The 14,785-nt window shown below is 72.7% G+C and carries 19 protein-coding genes; 10 read left to right on the forward strand and 9 right to left on the reverse strand.

What is annotated here, in order from left to right:
- The first annotated feature begins 14 nt into the window (after positions 1 to 14).
- Positions 15 to 683 (forward strand): MarR family transcriptional regulator, encoded by a 669-nt coding sequence (locus tag ASF75_RS01435; protein WP_056068399.1) that lies wholly within the window; start codon positions 15 to 17, stop codon positions 681 to 683.
- Positions 684 to 874: 191 nt separating this feature from the next.
- On the opposite strand, the gene ASF75_RS01440 is transcribed toward ASF75_RS01435, so the two are convergent.
- Positions 875 to 2,062 carry a glycosyltransferase gene (locus tag ASF75_RS01440; RefSeq protein ID WP_017885664.1) on the reverse strand — a complete coding sequence of 396 codons (1,188 nt, stop codon included), beginning with the start codon at positions 2,060 to 2,062 and terminating at the stop codon, positions 875 to 877.
- A gap of 293 nt (positions 2,063 to 2,355) precedes the next feature.
- Between ASF75_RS01440 and ASF75_RS01445 the strand changes: the two genes are divergently transcribed.
- The gene (locus tag ASF75_RS01445; RefSeq protein ID WP_017885663.1) at positions 2,356 to 2,709 is read left to right on the forward strand and encodes a hypothetical protein; all 354 of its coding nucleotides are present in this window, start codon (positions 2,356 to 2,358) and stop codon (positions 2,707 to 2,709) included.
- 25 nt (positions 2,710 to 2,734) lie between these two features.
- On the opposite strand, the gene ASF75_RS01450 is transcribed toward ASF75_RS01445, so the two are convergent.
- Positions 2,735 to 3,232 carry a hypothetical protein gene (locus ASF75_RS01450; protein ID WP_017885662.1) on the reverse strand — a complete coding sequence of 166 codons (498 nt, stop codon included), beginning with the start codon at positions 3,230 to 3,232 and terminating at the stop codon, positions 2,735 to 2,737.
- A gap of 202 nt (positions 3,233 to 3,434) precedes the next feature.
- Between ASF75_RS01450 and ASF75_RS01455 the strand changes: the two genes are divergently transcribed.
- Positions 3,435 to 3,749 carry a hypothetical protein gene (locus tag ASF75_RS01455; RefSeq protein WP_152427129.1) on the forward strand — a complete coding sequence of 105 codons (315 nt, stop codon included), beginning with the start codon at positions 3,435 to 3,437 and terminating at the stop codon, positions 3,747 to 3,749.
- Positions 3,750 to 3,784: 35 nt separating this feature from the next.
- Here the strand turns inward: ASF75_RS01455 and ASF75_RS01460 are convergent, their stop codons facing one another.
- A complete protein-coding gene (locus ASF75_RS01460; RefSeq protein WP_017885660.1) occupies positions 3,785 to 4,114 on the reverse strand; it encodes a hypothetical protein in 330 nt (109 codons plus the stop codon).
- Between the two features lie 106 nt (positions 4,115 to 4,220).
- Between ASF75_RS01460 and ASF75_RS01465 the strand changes: the two genes are divergently transcribed.
- Positions 4,221 to 5,177, forward strand: coding sequence for an AraC family transcriptional regulator (locus ASF75_RS01465; RefSeq protein ID WP_017885659.1), 957 nt, complete (start codon positions 4,221 to 4,223; stop codon positions 5,175 to 5,177).
- A gap of 135 nt (positions 5,178 to 5,312) precedes the next feature.
- On the forward strand, positions 5,313 to 5,930 hold the full coding sequence (locus ASF75_RS18070; RefSeq protein WP_052481956.1) for an acyltransferase: 618 nt from the start codon (positions 5,313 to 5,315) through the stop codon (positions 5,928 to 5,930).
- Between the two features lie 192 nt (positions 5,931 to 6,122).
- On the opposite strand, the gene ASF75_RS01475 is transcribed toward ASF75_RS18070, so the two are convergent.
- Positions 6,123 to 7,070, reverse strand: coding sequence for a methyltransferase family protein (locus tag ASF75_RS01475; RefSeq protein WP_056068402.1), 948 nt, complete (start codon positions 7,068 to 7,070; stop codon positions 6,123 to 6,125).
- Positions 7,071 to 7,185: 115 nt separating this feature from the next.
- Positions 7,186 to 7,332: a hypothetical protein gene (locus ASF75_RS01480; RefSeq protein WP_156155412.1), complete on the reverse strand. Its 147-nt coding sequence runs from the start codon at positions 7,330 to 7,332 to the stop codon at positions 7,186 to 7,188.
- 114 nt (positions 7,333 to 7,446) lie between these two features.
- On the opposite strand from ASF75_RS01480, the gene ASF75_RS01485 reads away from it, so the two are divergent.
- Together ASF75_RS01485 and ASF75_RS01490 are read left to right on the forward strand one after the other, a co-directional pair.
- The gene (locus tag ASF75_RS01485; protein WP_056068404.1) at positions 7,447 to 7,785 is read left to right on the forward strand and encodes a DUF3140 domain-containing protein; all 339 of its coding nucleotides are present in this window, start codon (positions 7,447 to 7,449) and stop codon (positions 7,783 to 7,785) included.
- Between the two features lie 23 nt (positions 7,786 to 7,808).
- Positions 7,809 to 8,024 carry a hypothetical protein gene (locus ASF75_RS01490; RefSeq protein ID WP_139179681.1) on the forward strand — a complete coding sequence of 72 codons (216 nt, stop codon included), beginning with the start codon at positions 7,809 to 7,811 and terminating at the stop codon, positions 8,022 to 8,024.
- Positions 8,025 to 8,051: 27 nt separating this feature from the next.
- Here the strand turns inward: ASF75_RS01490 and ASF75_RS01495 are convergent, their stop codons facing one another.
- On the reverse strand, positions 8,052 to 8,909 hold the full coding sequence (locus tag ASF75_RS01495; protein ID WP_056068406.1) for a family 16 glycosylhydrolase: 858 nt from the start codon (positions 8,907 to 8,909) through the stop codon (positions 8,052 to 8,054).
- A gap of 125 nt (positions 8,910 to 9,034) precedes the next feature.
- On the reverse strand, positions 9,035 to 9,295 hold the full coding sequence (locus ASF75_RS01500) for a hypothetical protein (protein ID WP_017885652.1): 261 nt from the start codon (positions 9,293 to 9,295) through the stop codon (positions 9,035 to 9,037).
- A 75-nt stretch (positions 9,296 to 9,370) separates the two neighbouring features.
- Here ASF75_RS01500 and ASF75_RS01505 point away from each other — a divergent pair, with 75 nt between their 5' ends.
- Positions 9,371 to 10,330 (forward strand): SDR family NAD(P)-dependent oxidoreductase, encoded by a 960-nt coding sequence (locus ASF75_RS01505; RefSeq protein WP_056068408.1) that lies wholly within the window; start codon positions 9,371 to 9,373, stop codon positions 10,328 to 10,330.
- A gap of 102 nt (positions 10,331 to 10,432) precedes the next feature.
- On the opposite strand, the gene ASF75_RS01510 is transcribed toward ASF75_RS01505, so the two are convergent.
- Entirely contained in the window at positions 10,433 to 11,659 is a 1,227-nt protein-coding gene (locus ASF75_RS01510; protein ID WP_056068410.1) for a cobalamin-independent methionine synthase II family protein, read from the reverse strand.
- Positions 11,660 to 12,044: 385 nt separating this feature from the next.
- Here ASF75_RS01510 and ASF75_RS01515 point away from each other — a divergent pair, with 385 nt between their 5' ends.
- Positions 12,045 to 12,866, forward strand: coding sequence for a DUF1684 domain-containing protein (locus ASF75_RS01515; RefSeq protein ID WP_056069068.1), 822 nt, complete (start codon positions 12,045 to 12,047; stop codon positions 12,864 to 12,866).
- Between the two features lie 68 nt (positions 12,867 to 12,934).
- Positions 12,935 to 13,957, forward strand: coding sequence for a transporter (locus tag ASF75_RS01520; protein ID WP_056068412.1), 1,023 nt, complete (start codon positions 12,935 to 12,937; stop codon positions 13,955 to 13,957).
- Between the two features lie 70 nt (positions 13,958 to 14,027).
- Here the strand turns inward: ASF75_RS01520 and ASF75_RS01525 are convergent, their stop codons facing one another.
- Positions 14,028 to 14,588 (reverse strand): histidine phosphatase family protein, encoded by a 561-nt coding sequence (locus ASF75_RS01525; protein WP_056068414.1) that lies wholly within the window; start codon positions 14,586 to 14,588, stop codon positions 14,028 to 14,030.
- Positions 14,589 to 14,785 lie beyond the last annotated feature (197 nt).

The raw sequence follows: 14,785 nt of genomic DNA on the forward strand, positions 1-14,785 counted from the left end.
TCAACATTGAACTGATGAACATGCGGCAGCAGGACCTCGAGCAGCGCGCGGCGCAGCACGCGGCCCTCGGCGACGTCGCACGCCTGGCGGTCGTCGACCTGCTCGCGGCCTCCGACGCCAGCCCGAGCGAGGTCCGGGCCGCCCTCGGCCTGTCCGGCCCGCTCCTCGCGCACCACCTGCGCGTCCTCGAGCAGGCCGGCCTGGTCACGCGGCGCCGCTCCGACGGCGACGGCCGTCGCAGCTACCTGCACCTCGAGCCGAGCGGTGTCCCGCACGGGGCGGCGGCGGTGCCGGGTCCGGTGTCGCGCGTGCTGTTCGTCTGCACCGGCAACTCCGCGCGCTCCCCGCTGGCCGCGGGCGTCTGGGCGCAGGTCAGCGAGATCGGTTCCCTGTCCGGCGGGACGCGTCCCGCCCCCGCCATCGCCCCCGGCGCGGTCGCCGTCGGTGCGCGCTACGGCCTCGACCTCGGCGACCACGTCCCGCGGTCCTTCCACGACGTCCTCGCCGACGGCGACCTGGTCGTCACGGTCTGCGACCGTGCGCACGAGTCGATCGACGACGGTGACAGCCTGCACTGGTCACTGCCGAACCCCTCGCGCACCGGCACGCCGGAGGCGTACGAGGCCACCTACGCGGACCTCCGGTCCCGCGCCACGGCGCTCGCTGCGCGCCTCGCCGCCTGACGCGGCCCCACGAACGGAACGCCCCGATGAGATCCCCCCTCCTCATCGGGGCGTTCTCCCTGTGCCGTGGTCGGCACGCACCGCCGGGCGGGAGGCTCGGGGCGGGCCCGCACCGTGCCTCCCGTCCGTCCCGTGGCGGCCCCACGGCCGAGCGCGTCGCCGCGGGGACCGCGCGCTCCGGGACGGTGCGTTCAGGGACCGCAGTGATCCGCGACGAGCCCGAGGACCTGCTCGGTGTGGCGTTCCGCCGTCGCGAGTCGGGCGTGCTCGATCGCGGCGTCGGTGTGCGGTCGCAGCAGGTCCCGGTCCGAGGCGAGTTCGATGATCGTCGTGGCGAGCCCGAACGCGGTCTCGTCGTCCGTCAGGACGGCGGCGGATCCGAACTCGCTCGCCAGACGGATGTCGGAGACGATGACCGGACGGTGGTCGCGGAACGCCTCGAGCGCGGTCATCGGCTGGCCGTCGTGCTCGAGCGAGCAGATGACCGCTGCGTGCCCGCAGAGCAGCAGGTCGTGGACGCCCTGCAGGGACAGGCGGCCGTGCACGCGCACCGACACCGGCGTGCGCGTCGGAGGGACGGTCCCGCCGGCGACGTCGACCCGGACCGCGTGCGCCCCCAACCGGATCTCGACCAGCCGGATCGCGTTGAACAGCACGTCGAGGCGCTTGTCCGGCGTGAACCGCGACGCCCAGACGAGCCGGAGCGGGCCGAGCTCCGGCGGTGGCGGCGGTGTCACCGTGCGGTTCCCGATGGCGTTGGGCACGACGTGCACCTCGTCCAGGCCGGCGGCACGCAGGACTCCCGCCTGTCGGGTGGTCGAGGTGACGACGACGTCGGCGGCCGCGGAGACAGCGACGGCCATCCTGCGGCGCGCGTCCTCCATGGGGTGGCCGCCGACGCGGTGCCGGCCGGTCCGGAGCCCGGTCACGACGCGGTGGGCACGACGTGCCAGGGGCGCGAACGCCGCGGCGGTCCGCCCGCGGATCGGAGCGGAACCGTGCACGGTGTGGATCGTCGGCAGCCCGAGCGAGCGCGCCGTGGTCAGGGCTGCGGCGGCGAGACCGAAGTCCGAGTGGGTGACGACGAGACCGATCCGTTCCTCGAGCATCACCGTGCCGAGGTGCCGACGCACCCGCACCGAGTTGCGGACCACCGGCAGGTCCGCCCCCGGGACGCTGATCGACGGCTCGACCTCGAGCAGGCGCACACCGGACTTCCGCAGGTCGGCGGTGTCGCTCGTCGGGGGAGTCGCCACCCAGACGACGTGTCCGGACGCGGCGAACGCCTTCGCCTGCTGGACCAGGGCGGCTCGTTCGCCGCGCATCGCCGACAGCGGGAAGTCGCTCACGAGCAGGACGGTGACCTTCGCAGCTGCCACGTCAGCTGCCGGTCCCGATCAGGGGTGTGGTCTGACGAGGGGTGCGCATGCGGTCTCTCACGGTTCGCGGCAGGACGGGGTGTTCGGAACCGTAGGGGTTCAGAAGACGATCGTCTAGTGAACTCGCCCACCTGCTGAGCGCCCCTTCACGACACCCCGGGCGGACGTCCAGCCGCCGGTGCGCCACCGGATTCGGACCAGACGGCGTCCTCGCACCGTCGCGGCGACTACCGTCGGGAACGGCCGGCCCCGATCGCGGGGCAGCTACCGGCCAGGGGACGACGGGGGACACCATGCAGCAGCGCACCACCACCACGCTCGCGACGCTCACCGCGACGATCGCGCTGGCGGTGACGCTCAGCGGGTGCACGGTGACGACGTCGACTTCGACCGCTTCGTCCTCGCGGACCGTCACGCCGGAGGCCTTCGAACAGGTCGTCGTCGACGCGCTGGCGGACATCTCGGACGCGACGCCCGAGGTCGACTGCGGCGAGGACGACATCGCGATCGAGGACGGCGCCGAGGTGCACTGCGACGTGAACACCGCGGGCTACGACGTGGTCTACGACTCGGTGTCCACCATCAGCACCGACGGGGGCGACGAATACCACGTGGACGTGGAGGTGGCCGACCAGCCCAAGGGCTGACCGGCCACGGCAGGGTGTCCGGCGGCTAGCGGTCGGACGCCTCGACGACGCAGCTCTCGACCTGCTGGGCGGCCTCGGAGTCGTCGGCGAACGGCGTCGGCGCGTCCGAGGTGGTGGTCGACTCGTCGGCCACGGCCTGCTTCGCGACGTCGTTCACGGCGTACAGCGGACCGTCGAAGCCGTCGGCCGTGGGGTCGGCGGTGGTCGCCCAGACGGTGATCTCGTCGTCGTTCGAGTCGTTGCTGTCCGCCGGGACGATCGCCGCACCGAGGTACCAGCCGCCGTCGCCCTCCTGGACGTTCGCGAACTCGGTGGTGTCGTGCGACCCGACCGCCTCGTCGATCATGTCGACGGTGGCACTCGCGGCAACGTCGCACTGCGCCGACTGGGACTTCTGCTCGGAGCCGGGCACCTTGCCGACGGGGTCGATGTTCTGCGCTCCGCCGGGGTCGCAGGCGGTGAGCAGCAGGGCTACGGTGGCGGCGCCGAACAGCGCCGTGACGGTCTTCGCTCGCGTGGACATGGGCCAGAACGTAGGCCGCTCGCGGTGGGCGACGGTTCAGGGGGAGCGTCCCCCGACACCGGTCACCCGGCACCGACCGGCCGGGCGCCGCGTACCCCGTTCTGTCCGCGAAGATGTGTGCGTGGCCCGACGGCGGCCTACCGTGGCACCGGATCAGGGAACCGTCACCGCGGCGGATGCTCCTCTTCACCAGGGAGCAACGTTGAAGTACGTGAACTACGCGGGCACCGTCCGTGTCCTGACGAGCGACTCGATCGCCGAAGCGGTGATCCGGTACGCGGCCGCGCTGCACCAGAGCCGACTGAGCGACGTCGTGTCGATCCCCACCGCCGACGACTTCGGGGTGGCGAGCACCGTCGAGGTGTTGCTGGCCCCGGGTGTCCCGGTCGCGGTGGAGCCCGCACCCGACGACGACCTCGAACCCGAGGGCGAAGCGTTCCTGCTCGAGGTCGCGCGCCGCACCGAAGCGGTGCTCGCCGTGGACACGAGCGCCGAGCCGCCGGACTTCGGGCGCTAGTCCAGCGGTCCACCTCCCCGCGCCCGCAGGCCCTGCTAGGCCACGGGCCCCTCGGTCAGGTCCGACCGGGTGTCCGCGTGGATCACCTCGTCGTGCTCGAACGTCAGTGCGGCGGCACGCAACCGCTCGACGAAGTCCGCGTCCTCGCGCTCGAGCTCGTCCTCGTCGGCATCGGCGACGACGAGCTGGCTCGACGGGCCGATGAGCACCTTGGTGGTCGTCATGGTGCCGTCCGCCGCCACCGAGGGGATCGCGACGGTGTCCGCCCGGTTGCCGCCGGCCAGGGCCGCGGCGTACTCGATCACGGCGTCGGCCACGTCGTCGCTCGTCAGGATCGTCGAGCGGTCGTACTGGATCTGCTTCATGTGGCGACCTCCTGGAGCACAGCAAACAGTGCCCTCGCTGGTCGCCGTACAGGAACCCGGCGCGTCGCTCGTTGCGCGGACGCCGAGATCTCGGGAGGATCGTCACGTGCCCGAGACGATGCACCGCCTGCTGCGGGAGATCCAGACCGTCGAGCCGTCGGTCGCGGCCGAGGCCCTGGCTCGGACGCACACCACGCACGACCTGTCGGTCGAGCCGACGGACGCCGAGTTCGTCTTCGAGGAACGGATCCGCGGGACGTCGCTGCTGTCGCTCGAGTCCACCCGCTGCACGGGCGACCTGCGCGGAGCGATCGAGCCGGGCAGCGAGATGATGATCGTCTGGATGAAGTCGGGCGTCGCGCAGCTCGACGGCGAGCCGGTGCAGATCGGCCGCCCGATGCTGTTCCGGCAGGGCCCGCAGCGCTTCCGGTGGATCGACTGCAACAAGGACGTCCTGCGCATCGACCGCGCGATCGTCGAGCAGGTCGCAGCGGAGCGTGGGGACTGGGCCCCGGGCCCGCTCGAGTTCCGTCCGCGGCACGTCCCCGAGGGCGCACCGCTGGCGGCCTGGTGGCTGATGGTCCGGTCCGTCGCGCAGGAAGTCCTGGCCGGGCCGGAGACCGTGCCGGTCGAGCGTGAGCGAGAGCTCGCCCGCTTCGCGGCCGGTGGTCTGCTCACCGCCATCCCGCACTGGCCCGTCGGCCAGCACGAACCGGTCGTGGCCGCCACGGCCCGGTTCGCCCGAGCCGAGACGTTCCTGCTCGAGCACGCCACCGAACCGATCAGCGTCGACGACGTCGCCGAGGCCGCCGGCCTGAGCGTGCGCGGCGTGCAGGCGGCGTTCCAGCGCCACCACGGCATCACCCCGACGATGTACCTGCGTCGGATCCGGCTGCTGCTCGCGCGCGAACAGCTCGAGTCCGGAGACGGCCGGAGCGTCGCCGAGATCGCCCGTGCCACCGGGTTCGCCCACCTGGGCCGGTTCGCGGGGAGCTACCGCGAGGAGTTCGGCGAGCTGCCCCGGCAGACGGCGTCCACCGCCCGCGACGGCGCACGCGCGTAGCCGAGCCGGCGCGTGGCCGCCGAGCGGCGCGGCCCCGCAAGAATCCCGCAACCGCCCGTCGTCCGGCCGGTCGCCGACGGTCGTCGTCCTACGGTGGCGCTGCACGGACACGCAGCCACGACGACTGGAGACCCCATGGCCGGCTCAGCAGCACCACCCGTCCCGACCTCGGCACCCGCTCCGGCGGTTGCTGCCCCGTCGACGTTCGGTCGGCGGCTCGTCGAGGATGCCGCACACGCCAGGGAGCACCTGCTCTTCACCGCCGTGCTCGGGTCGGCGTTGCTGCCGCGGATCGTGCGGCGGCTCCTGCTGCTCGTCGCCGGGGCCCGCGCGGAGTCCGGTGTGGGCGCCGGGTTCTCGCTGACGGGCGATCCCAGGCACCTGACGATCGGCCGGGGCGTGTTCTGCAACCGGAACGTCACCGTCGAGGCCGTGGCACCCGTGACGATCGGTGCGAACACCGCGATCGGCATGCAGGTGCTCATCATGACGAGCCACCACGACATCGACGCCGACGGCCGGTGGAACGACGTCCCGACGGGCCGCCCGGTCCTCATCGAGGAGCACGTCTGGATCGGCGGTCGGGCAACGATCCTGCCGGGGGCCCACATCGAGCACGACGTGGTGGTCGCAGCCGGCGCCGTGGTGGTCGGCCGCCTGGCGGCGCACGGCGTCTACGCCGGCGTCCCCGCCAAGCGGATCCGTGCGCTCGCCCCGTCCGCGCGGCCGCCGGTGGTGGACCCGGCCGGCTGACGGACAGGAGGCCCGTGGCGGCGCCGCCTGGCGCCTCCAGGCCGGTGTCGGTGCCGGTCCGGACACGCCGGCGTCACGTCGAGACGCCGGCGTGTCGTCGAGACGCCGCCCCGTCGTCGAGACGCCGCCGGAAACGGAGGCGTCTCGACGACCCGGCGGCGCCGAACGACGACGCCGGCGTCGTTAAACCGCTCAGCGGCGCGACGAGGTGAGCGGCACCGAGCCCACCCGAGCGGGGATCGGCCACCGAGGCACCCAGCAGCGCACCTGCTCGGCGTACCGGCGGAAGTCGTCGCCGAACCGCTCGTCGAGGTCGGCTTCCTCGAGTGGTCGGACGATGCAGTTCCACACGACGGAACCCGCGACCGCGTAGACGACGACCAGCCACGACGACAGCAGCAGGCCGACGGCGACGCCCTGGGTGATGCCGGCCAGGGCCATCGGGTTCCGCACCGAACGGTACGGCCCCGCGACGACCAGGCGGTTCGCCGTCGCCGAGGGCAGCGGGGTGCCGCCGCCCTTCGTCGACATGGCCGCCGCCGACGCGATGCCGAGTGCGCTCGCCAGCAGGAGCACGACCACCCCGAGGACGGTCGAGGCGCTCACCAGGGGAACGGGCGGGTCCGGGTGCAGGCCCCATCGGTGCTCCGCGAACGCGATGACCAGGGGGAACACCCCGAGGAACAGACCCCAGAACACGACGATCTGCAGCACGGTCGCGGCGACGTGCCGGGACCGCGGGGCGTCGGCGTCGGCGGTGCGGATCCGCAGCGGGCCGCTCGTCACCCACTCGGTCGGGATCCGTCCGAGCAGTACGAGACCGAGCGCGAGCACCGAGCCGATCGTGGCCGCGAGCATGATCAGCACGCCCCAGCCGGCCTCGCCGGTGGCCGTTGCCCAGACGGCGAGCGCGCAGAGCACCACGGCGGTCCATCCCGTCGTGACGACCGCGGCGGCCCGGACACCGGCGGCGGCGAGGGCCGAGGCCACGACGAACAACGGGACGTCGAGGACGGCGACGAGCACCGGGTCGAGCGAACCGAGCGTGGTGGTCCGGACCCACGGCAGCGTGGCGACGGCGATCCACCAGGCCGCTCCGCCGACGGCTTGCAGCGCGTAGTACCGCCGGCCCCAGGACATGGGTGCACGGTAGCAGTGCCGGCGACGGCGACTGCGGCGGCGACAGGCCGTGCCTGGCGGGCCTGGCGGGCCGGGTGTCTGGGCCGGGCCGTGCGTGCCGTCGCCGGGCGCCGGCTCAGCCGGTGTGGTTGATCTGTCCGAGCCAGCGGCCGAAGGACGGGGTGCGCTCGTCGTGCAGCTTCGGCAGGACGGTCGTCTGCAGGCACGTCCGCTCGTCGGTGACGATCCGGGTGCCGGTGCTCTCGTGGAGGTCGACGCTCATGGTGGGCTCCTTCGTGGTCAGTGGAGAGTTCGACACCGCGCGGGGTCGTTCCATTCCCATCTGACCCGGCCCGCACTGCGCAGTCGTCCAGGACCGACGGGTTGTCTCGACCGCATGAGCGAGCACGACGACGAGCAGACCCGGGCCGACTTCGATGACGCGGTGAACATGACCGCCACCGAGTTGCGAAAGTGGCTCGACACCGACGAGTCGAAGTCCGTCGGGCAGAAGCCCTCCGGCGGCGGCGAGTCGACCGGGCACGAGAGCGGTCGGCACATCATCCGCATCCTCCAGAAGCACAAGGCCGACCGCACCGACGACGACCTGGCGCACATGCGGAAGGTCGTCGGCTACGTCGCCCGGCACGCGGAGCAGCGCCCCGACGGCGACGTGCACGACACCCCGTGGCGGTACTCGCTCATGAACTGGGGACACGACCCGGAGAAGCACTGACGGCATCGGGCAGAATGGGTGGCGTGAACGAGACGGGCATGCCGCGCTTCCGACGGATCTGGTCGACCGTGCAGGTCGGTGTCCTCGCGATCGCCGTCGTGTTCTGCGTCGTGATGCTCGTGATCGGGCAGGGCAAGCTCGACCGGGTGTACGCGGTCGCCGCGGTGTTCTTCGGACTCGCCCTGGTCGGGCACAGCACCTACCTGTGGCTCGTCGCCCGGGCGAACCGTCGTCCCTGACACGCTCCTGCCGCGGCGCGACCCCGACTAGGCGTTCTGGTGGACCCGCAGCCAGTCGACGGTCATCTGCTGCGGGAACTGCGTCGAGTCGTCGGGCGACCCGGGCCACGTGCCGCCGACCGCGACGTTGAGGATGACGAAGAACGGCTTGTCGAAGACCCACGGGTTCGATCCCACGTCGGCCCGGGTGAGGGTCCGGTACGCGACACCGTCGACCGTCCAGGTGATCGAACCGGGGCGCCAGTCGACCCCGTACACGTGGAAGTCGTCGGCGAACGCTGCGCCGGACGGAGCCGTGTACGACGCCGAGATGCCCTGGGCACCGGAGTACCCGGGCCCGTGCACCGTGCCGTGCACGATCCCCGGCTCGTACCCGACGTTCTCCATGACGTCGATCTCCCCGCACGCGGGCCAGCCGACCTGCCCGATGTCGGCGCCGAGCATCCAGAACGCCGGCCAGATGCCCTGCCCCCGAGGGATCCGGATCCGCGCCTCGATGCGGCCGTACTGCGCGGTGGAGGTGCCTTCGGACTTCAGCCGGGCCGAGGTGTACGAGCCGTCGGCTTCGCGCTGTGCGGTGATGACGAGGTTGCCCGCGCCGTCGAGCGCCGCGTTCCGCCGCGAGTCCGTGTAGGTCTCCAGTTCGGCGTTTCCCCAGCCGCCGGCACCCAGGTCGTACCGCCAGACCGCCGGGTTCGGTGCACTGCCGGCCGGGCCGTCGAACTCGTCGGCGGCGAGCAGGACGGGTTCGGCAGTCGGGGCCGCAGCCCCGGTCGCCGCCTGCGCCGACCCGTCCGCGCCGATCGCCGTGACGCCGAGCGCGGTGGCGGCAGCGCCTGCGAGTCCGAGCGACACGAAGCGCCGTCGATCGATGTGCTGGTCCAAGTCGTGCTCCCTGCAGCGCGGCGGTGGTGTGGTCGTCGGATCATGCACCATCGGGGCGCGTCTGACCAGGGTCTGACCGTGTTCGGTCCACACCGCGCACACCGCAGTCGGCGCTGACGGACCCGTCAGCCGAAGCGCAGTGCCAGCGGCACGAGCAACCCGGCGACCCAGACGAGCACCATCACGAGGGCGCCGATCGCGATGAACCGTCGGCGGCGCCGCAGCTTCGGGCTCCGCTCCTCGCCCCACATCTGCGCACGCACGAGCACCCGGTTCGCCTGCTCGACGACCTTCCGCACCTCGGGGTCGTCGACGTCGAGGGCACCGGAGCGGGCGTGTTCGGCGATGACCGCGGCTTCGTCGACGGTCAGGTCGTCCTTGCGCATGCTCCATCTTCGCACCGTGCCCAGGGGTACGGCCCGGCTGTGCGGGAACGGACCGACGACGGGTACCAAGGACGCATGGGACATCGGTACCGCGGGAAGATCGTCGTCATCACCGGAGCATCGAGCGGCATCGGGAGGACCGCCGCACACGAGTTCGCCCGGCAGGGCGCCACACTCGTGCTCGCCGCGCGCGGGCACGACTCGCTCGAGGCCGCTGCCGCCGAGTGCCGGAAGCTCGGCGCCGAGGCGATCGCGATCCCGACGGACGTCGCCGACGAGCGCCAGGTCAAGGACCTCATCGGCACCGTCACGACGCGCTTCGGTCGCATCGACGTCTTCGTCGGCAACGCGGCGCTGTTCGTCTACGGCCTGTTCGAGCAAACCCCCACCGAGGCGTTCAAGCGCGTCGTCGACACGAACCTCTACGGGCACCTCAACGCCATCACGCACCTGCTGCCGCACTGGAAGCAGCGCGGGAAGGGCACCTACGTGCTCGTCGGGTCGATCCAGTCGCTGCTGTCCGCCCCGTACCAGTCGGCGTACGTGACGAGCAAGCACGCGGCGCTCGGCCTGGTCGACGTGCTCGGCGACGAGTTCGCGGGCACCGGCATCAGGTTCACCGCCCTGCTGCCGTCCACGATCGACACCCCGATCTACCAGAACGGCGCCAACTACACCGGCAAGAACTCGCACCCGCTGCCGCCCACCGTCTCGGTCGAGCGTGCCGGCCGTGCCGTGGTGCACGCCGCCACGCACCCCAAGCGCTACCGCTTCGTCGGGCGACTGCAGGCATCGCTCGTGCCGCTGCAGTACGTGTTCCCGGGCCTGTTCCACAAGATCACGAAGCCGATGGTGGAGACGTTCGCGCTCCGCGGCAAGGGCGCCCCGACCGACGGCAACCTCTACGCCCCCGCCGACGCCGCGAACGCGACGGACGGCGGCTGGGTCGCGAAGCGACGGCGCGTCACGCGCCCGGTGCTGTGGGCCGGAGCGCTCGTGGCGATCGCGGCCGTCGCCCTGGGCCGACGCCGCTGACGGACGGGAGGCCCGCTGCCAGCTGGCACCGGGCCTCCCGTCAGTTCGTGCGTGCGCCCGGTCTCGCCAGGTACCGCAGCCGTTCTGGGAAGGAACGGGCGGCTAGAAGAGCTTCGCGCTCGCGCGCCGGGCACCCTCGCCGAGCGACTCGAGCTTCGCCGCGGCGATCTGCGGGTGCACCCGCCCGCCCAGGCCACAGTCGGTGCTGGCGATGACACGCTCGCGACCGACCACCGAGGCGAACCGCTCGATGCGCTGCGCGACCAGGTCGGGGTGCTCGACGACGTTCGTGGCGTGGCTGACGACGCCCGGGACGATGACCTTGCCCTCGGGCAGGGTGACGTCCTGCCAGAGCGCCCACTCGTGCTCGTGGCGGGCGTTCGCGGCCTCGAACGAGTACGCGCCGGCGTCGATGCCGAGCATCAGGTCGACGATGTGGCGGAGCTCGATGTCGGTGGTGTGCGGGCCGTGCCAGGACCCCCAGCACAGGTGGAAGCGCACCCGGCTCGTGTCGAGGCCGCGGAGCGCGTGGTTGAGCGCCTCGACGCGGATGCGGGTGAAGGCCCGGTAGTCCTCGATGCTCGGCTCGGGGTTGATCTGGTCCCAGTTCTCGGCGATCGAGGGGTCGTCGATCTGCAGCACGAGGCCGGCGTCGAGGACCGTCGTGTACTCCTCGCGCAGAGCATCGGCCCAGGCCCAGATGTGTTCTTCCTCGGTCGCGTAGTACTCGTTCGCGATGCGGGCGGCCGAACCGGGGGAGAGTGCCGTGATGAAGCCGTTGTCCGCGCCGGCGGCCTCGACCGCGTGCTTGAGGTTCGCGGCGTCGGTGGCCGCGGCCTCGTGTCCGGTGTAGGTGATCGGGCCGGTGGTGGTCGGGAACGCGGTGGCGTTCTTGCCGGTGCCGATGCCCGACTCGGGGTCCGTGTAGGCGTCGTGGAAGATCGTCCAGTCGCGGCGGTCCGGAAAGCTCGTCAGCCGGATGTTCCCCGGGGTGGACCGGACCGGCTGCTGCGAGAAGATGTTCTCGTCGGTCAGGCTCAGGCCGCTGACGCGCTGGAACGAGTAGCCCCACCAGGCGCCGTAGTCGACGCTGTTCGACATCGCCTTGCCGAACTCGCCGTCGCCGGGCTGCGTGATGCCGAGCGCGGTCTGCCGTGCGACGACGTCGTCGACGGCCGCGCTCGTCAGGGCTCGGACCTCGTCGGTGGTCTCGAGCGTGAAGCCGTCGGCGGCGACGGGCCGCGCGGCGTTCGCGGCGATGAGCTCGGGGGTCCGGGGGAGCGATCCGGCGGTGGTGGCCTGGATGCGGTCGGTGTTCTCGAAGGGCATGCGCTGCCTTCCTCTCGATGGGGACGGACTGTCGGGAGTCGGGGGCCGCGCGCGAGGCTTCGCGGTGCGCTGCAGTGCCACTCTGCCACGAGGGATCGGGCCCGTTACGTTCCGCGACTGTGGATGCGTGCGGACGTCGAACGACATGGCCGACGTCGTCCGACACCGACTCGGTCGCTCGTTGCGCGCGCGGACGGTTACAGGCGCGTGCGAACGACAGGGTCGATGTCGTGCGACGTCCACGGTGTCGTTCCGCATCGCGCCGCCCGCGCCGCCCGCGCCGCCGCGCATCGCGCCGCCCGCCCCGCCGCCCTCCCCGCCGCGCCCGCCGACGCACGGCGACACGATCGTCGCGCCGCCGGGCCACCCGTCGTACGGTCGACCCATGAGCACGACGAACCCGACCACCCCGGCCGCTCCGACCTTCGCCGGAGCGTGGACCGCCTGGCACGACGACCACGAACAGGCCCGGGCGAGCGAACACGGGTTCCTCGCGATCACCAGCATCCGCTGGCTCACCGCCACGCCGGAACGGTTCGAGGACGCCCCCGGCAGCTGGTCGACGGACGAGGACGGCCCGGTGGTCGCACTGGCCGACGGCGAGTCGATCGAGGTCGACGGGCAGCACGTCAGCGGGACGCACCGGTTCGGCCCGCTGCCGGAGCGCTCGAGTACGAACGTGGTGTGGCGCGACGGCGACGAGACCGTGGTGATCGAGGTCGCCCGGCGCGGCGGCAGCGACCTGCTGCGCCCGCGGCACCCGTCGAACCCGACGCGCGTCGCGTACCGCGGCACCCCCGCGTACGCACCCACCGAACGCTTCGTCGTGGACGCCCACTTCGAGCCGTTCGACACCCCGCGCGAGGTCACCGTCGGCAGCGTCGTCGACGGCCTGCTGCACGTCTACGAGGCCCCCGGCGTCCTGACGTTCGACCTCGACGGGCCACGGTCGCTCCTGGCGTTCAACGGGCACGCCGGCGGCCTGCACGTGCTGTTCACCGACCGCACGAGCGGGGTCACGACGTACGCGGCGAACCGGAGTCTCGACATCGCCGCACCGGATGCCGACGGTGCCACCCGCATCGACTTCAACCGGTCGACGAACCTGCCGTGCGCGTACACCCCGCACGCGACCTGCCCGCTGCCGCCCGCCGAGAACCGGCTCGACGTGGCGATCGAGGCGGGCGAGCAACTGCCCGCAGCCTGACCGCGGAGCACGCACGGCCCACGGGCGCGCACCGGCACACCCGACCCGTCCAGGACAATGGGGGAGCCATGCCACGACCCACTTCCCGCATCCCGCTCAACACCCTCGCCGTCCCGTTCGGCCTCGCCGGCTTCGCCGAGACGTGGTCGTACGCCGCCCCCGTGCTGCACCTGCCCACCGTGGTGCCGCAGGTGTTCTGGGCGATCGCGGCCGTCGCGTGGGTGTGGCTGCTCGGGGCGCACGCCGTCCGGGGCGCACGCGTCAGCGAACGGCTCGTCGACCAGCTCCGCCACCCGGCCCAGGGGCCGATCGCCGCGCTCGTCCCCGCGACCGCGATGCTGCTCGGCGTCGACCTCGCGCGGTTCGCCCCCGTCGCCGGGCAGGTCGTCGTGCTCGCCGCCGTGGCCACCGCTGCCGGGTTCGCCGCCTGGCTGCTGAGCACCTGGTTCGAGGGCCGGCTCGCCCTGGAGTCCGTGCACGGCGGCTACCTGCTGCCGACCGTCGCCGCGGCCCTGGTCGCCTCGGTCGCCACGCACGAGGTCGGCGTCGGCTGGCTGTCCTGGCCGGCCCTCGGCGTCGGCGTGTTCTTCTGGGGCGTCATGACCGGCCTGCTGCTCATCCGGCTGGCGTTCCGACCGGCGCTGCCGGGGCCGCTCGTGCCGACGATGGCGATCCTCGTCGCGCCGCCCGCGGTCGCCACCCTGTCGCTGTTCGCGCTCACCGACGGTGCGGTCACCCTGCCCGTGCAGGCCATCGCCGGGCTCGGTGTCCTGATGGCCCTCGTGCAGCTGGCCCTGCTGCCGCGGTACGTCCGACTGGGGTTCTCGCTCGGGTTCTGGTCGTTCGTGTTCCCGGCCGCCGCGGTCGCCACCGCATCGGTCGAGTGGTTCCGGGCACTCGCACTGCCGTCCGCCTGGATCCCGACCACCGCGTTGCTCGCGCTGCTGAGCGTGCTCGTCGCGGTCGTCGGTGCCCGCTCCATCGGCCTCGCCGTGCACCACCTGCTCGGACAGGCCGAGCGGACCCTGCACGACGCCGACGACGAGGACGCCGCTCCCGGCCCCGTGACGGGCGCGACGCGCGTGGTCTGACGAAGCGGGGCGGTCGGGCCGCGAAGGCGGCGGACGGGAGGCCCGTGGCGGCCCCGCCCCGCGCCTCCCGTCAGGTCGCGGGGACGCGTCTCCAGCCGCTGGTCGCCTGCCAGGCGGGCGCGTCGAAGTGGAAGGCGCTGCCCATGCCGGGTTGGTCGAGGGCGCGCGTGATCGGGACGCCGCGCAGGTGGGCCAGGAGCAGCGCGCCGACCGCACCGTGCGAGACGATCGTGACGTCGCCGGTGGCGGAGTGCCGGCGGACGGCCGCGACGATGCGCTCCTGGGCGTCGATCGCCCGCTCCCAGCCGCGGACCGACTGCTCGGGCAAGGCGAAGAACGAGTCGACGACGGCCTCGAACTCGGACGGCGGCAGGTAGCCGGTCGCGCTCCGGTCGATCTCGCCGAGCAGGGGGTCGTGCTCGACCGACAGCCCGACGGCGCTGGCGAGCAGGTCGGCGGTCTCGACGGCCTTGCGCTCGGTGCTCGAGACGATCCGCCGGGAGCCTGGCGTCCACGCGAACCGGTGCGCAGCCGTGGCCCGTGCGCGGCCCTCGTGCGACAGCCCCCACGACTCGATCGGGACCGCGGGGTCGACGACCACTTCAGCGTGGGTCAGGAACGACGAGACCATCCGGCGATCCTCGCACGGTGCGCGCCCGCCCCTGGCCCCATCTGGTGCGAGGTTGCCGGCTCCGTGCCGCCCTGTTCCGCCGCACCGAGAGGGCAACCTCGCACCGAACGATGCCGCCGCGCCGCCGCGCCGCGCCGCACCGAGCGCCGCCGCACGTCACACGGCGACACCGTCGGTCACGTTCCGCAACACCGCTT

It is taken from the genome of Curtobacterium sp. Leaf154, from assembly GCF_001424595.1.
GTDB lineage: Bacteria > Actinomycetota > Actinomycetes > Actinomycetales > Microbacteriaceae > Curtobacterium > Curtobacterium poinsettiae.

Bases quoted from the DNA above. Each gene is read 5' to 3' on its own strand.
- ASF75_RS01435 (WP_056068399.1), top strand. From the start codon at position 15: ATGAACATGCGGCAGCAGGACCTCGAGCAGCGCGCGGCGCAGCACGCG.
- ASF75_RS01445 (WP_017885663.1), top strand. From the start codon at position 2,356: ATGCAGCAGCGCACCACCACCACGCTCGCGACGCTCACCGCGACGATC.
- ASF75_RS01450 (WP_017885662.1), bottom strand. From the start codon at position 3,232: ATGTCCACGCGAGCGAAGACCGTCACGGCGCTGTTCGGCGCCGCCACC.
- ASF75_RS01460 (WP_017885660.1), bottom strand. From the start codon at position 4,114: ATGAAGCAGATCCAGTACGACCGCTCGACGATCCTGACGAGCGACGAC.
- ASF75_RS18070 (WP_052481956.1), top strand. From the start codon at position 5,313: ATGGCCGGCTCAGCAGCACCACCCGTCCCGACCTCGGCACCCGCTCCG.
- ASF75_RS01475 (WP_056068402.1), bottom strand. From the start codon at position 7,070: ATGTCCTGGGGCCGGCGGTACTACGCGCTGCAAGCCGTCGGCGGAGCG.
- ASF75_RS01480 (WP_156155412.1), bottom strand. From the start codon at position 7,332: ATGAGCGTCGACCTCCACGAGAGCACCGGCACCCGGATCGTCACCGAC.
- ASF75_RS01485 (WP_056068404.1), top strand. From the start codon at position 7,447: ATGAGCGAGCACGACGACGAGCAGACCCGGGCCGACTTCGATGACGCG.
- ASF75_RS01500 (WP_017885652.1), bottom strand. From the start codon at position 9,295: ATGCGCAAGGACGACCTGACCGTCGACGAAGCCGCGGTCATCGCCGAA.
- ASF75_RS01505 (WP_056068408.1), top strand. From the start codon at position 9,371: ATGGGACATCGGTACCGCGGGAAGATCGTCGTCATCACCGGAGCATCG.
- ASF75_RS01510 (WP_056068410.1), bottom strand. From the start codon at position 11,659: ATGCCCTTCGAGAACACCGACCGCATCCAGGCCACCACCGCCGGATCG.
- ASF75_RS01515 (WP_056069068.1), top strand. From the start codon at position 12,045: ATGAGCACGACGAACCCGACCACCCCGGCCGCTCCGACCTTCGCCGGA.
- ASF75_RS01520 (WP_056068412.1), top strand. From the start codon at position 12,935: ATGCCACGACCCACTTCCCGCATCCCGCTCAACACCCTCGCCGTCCCG.
- ASF75_RS01525 (WP_056068414.1), bottom strand. From the start codon at position 14,588: ATGGTCTCGTCGTTCCTGACCCACGCTGAAGTGGTCGTCGACCCCGCG.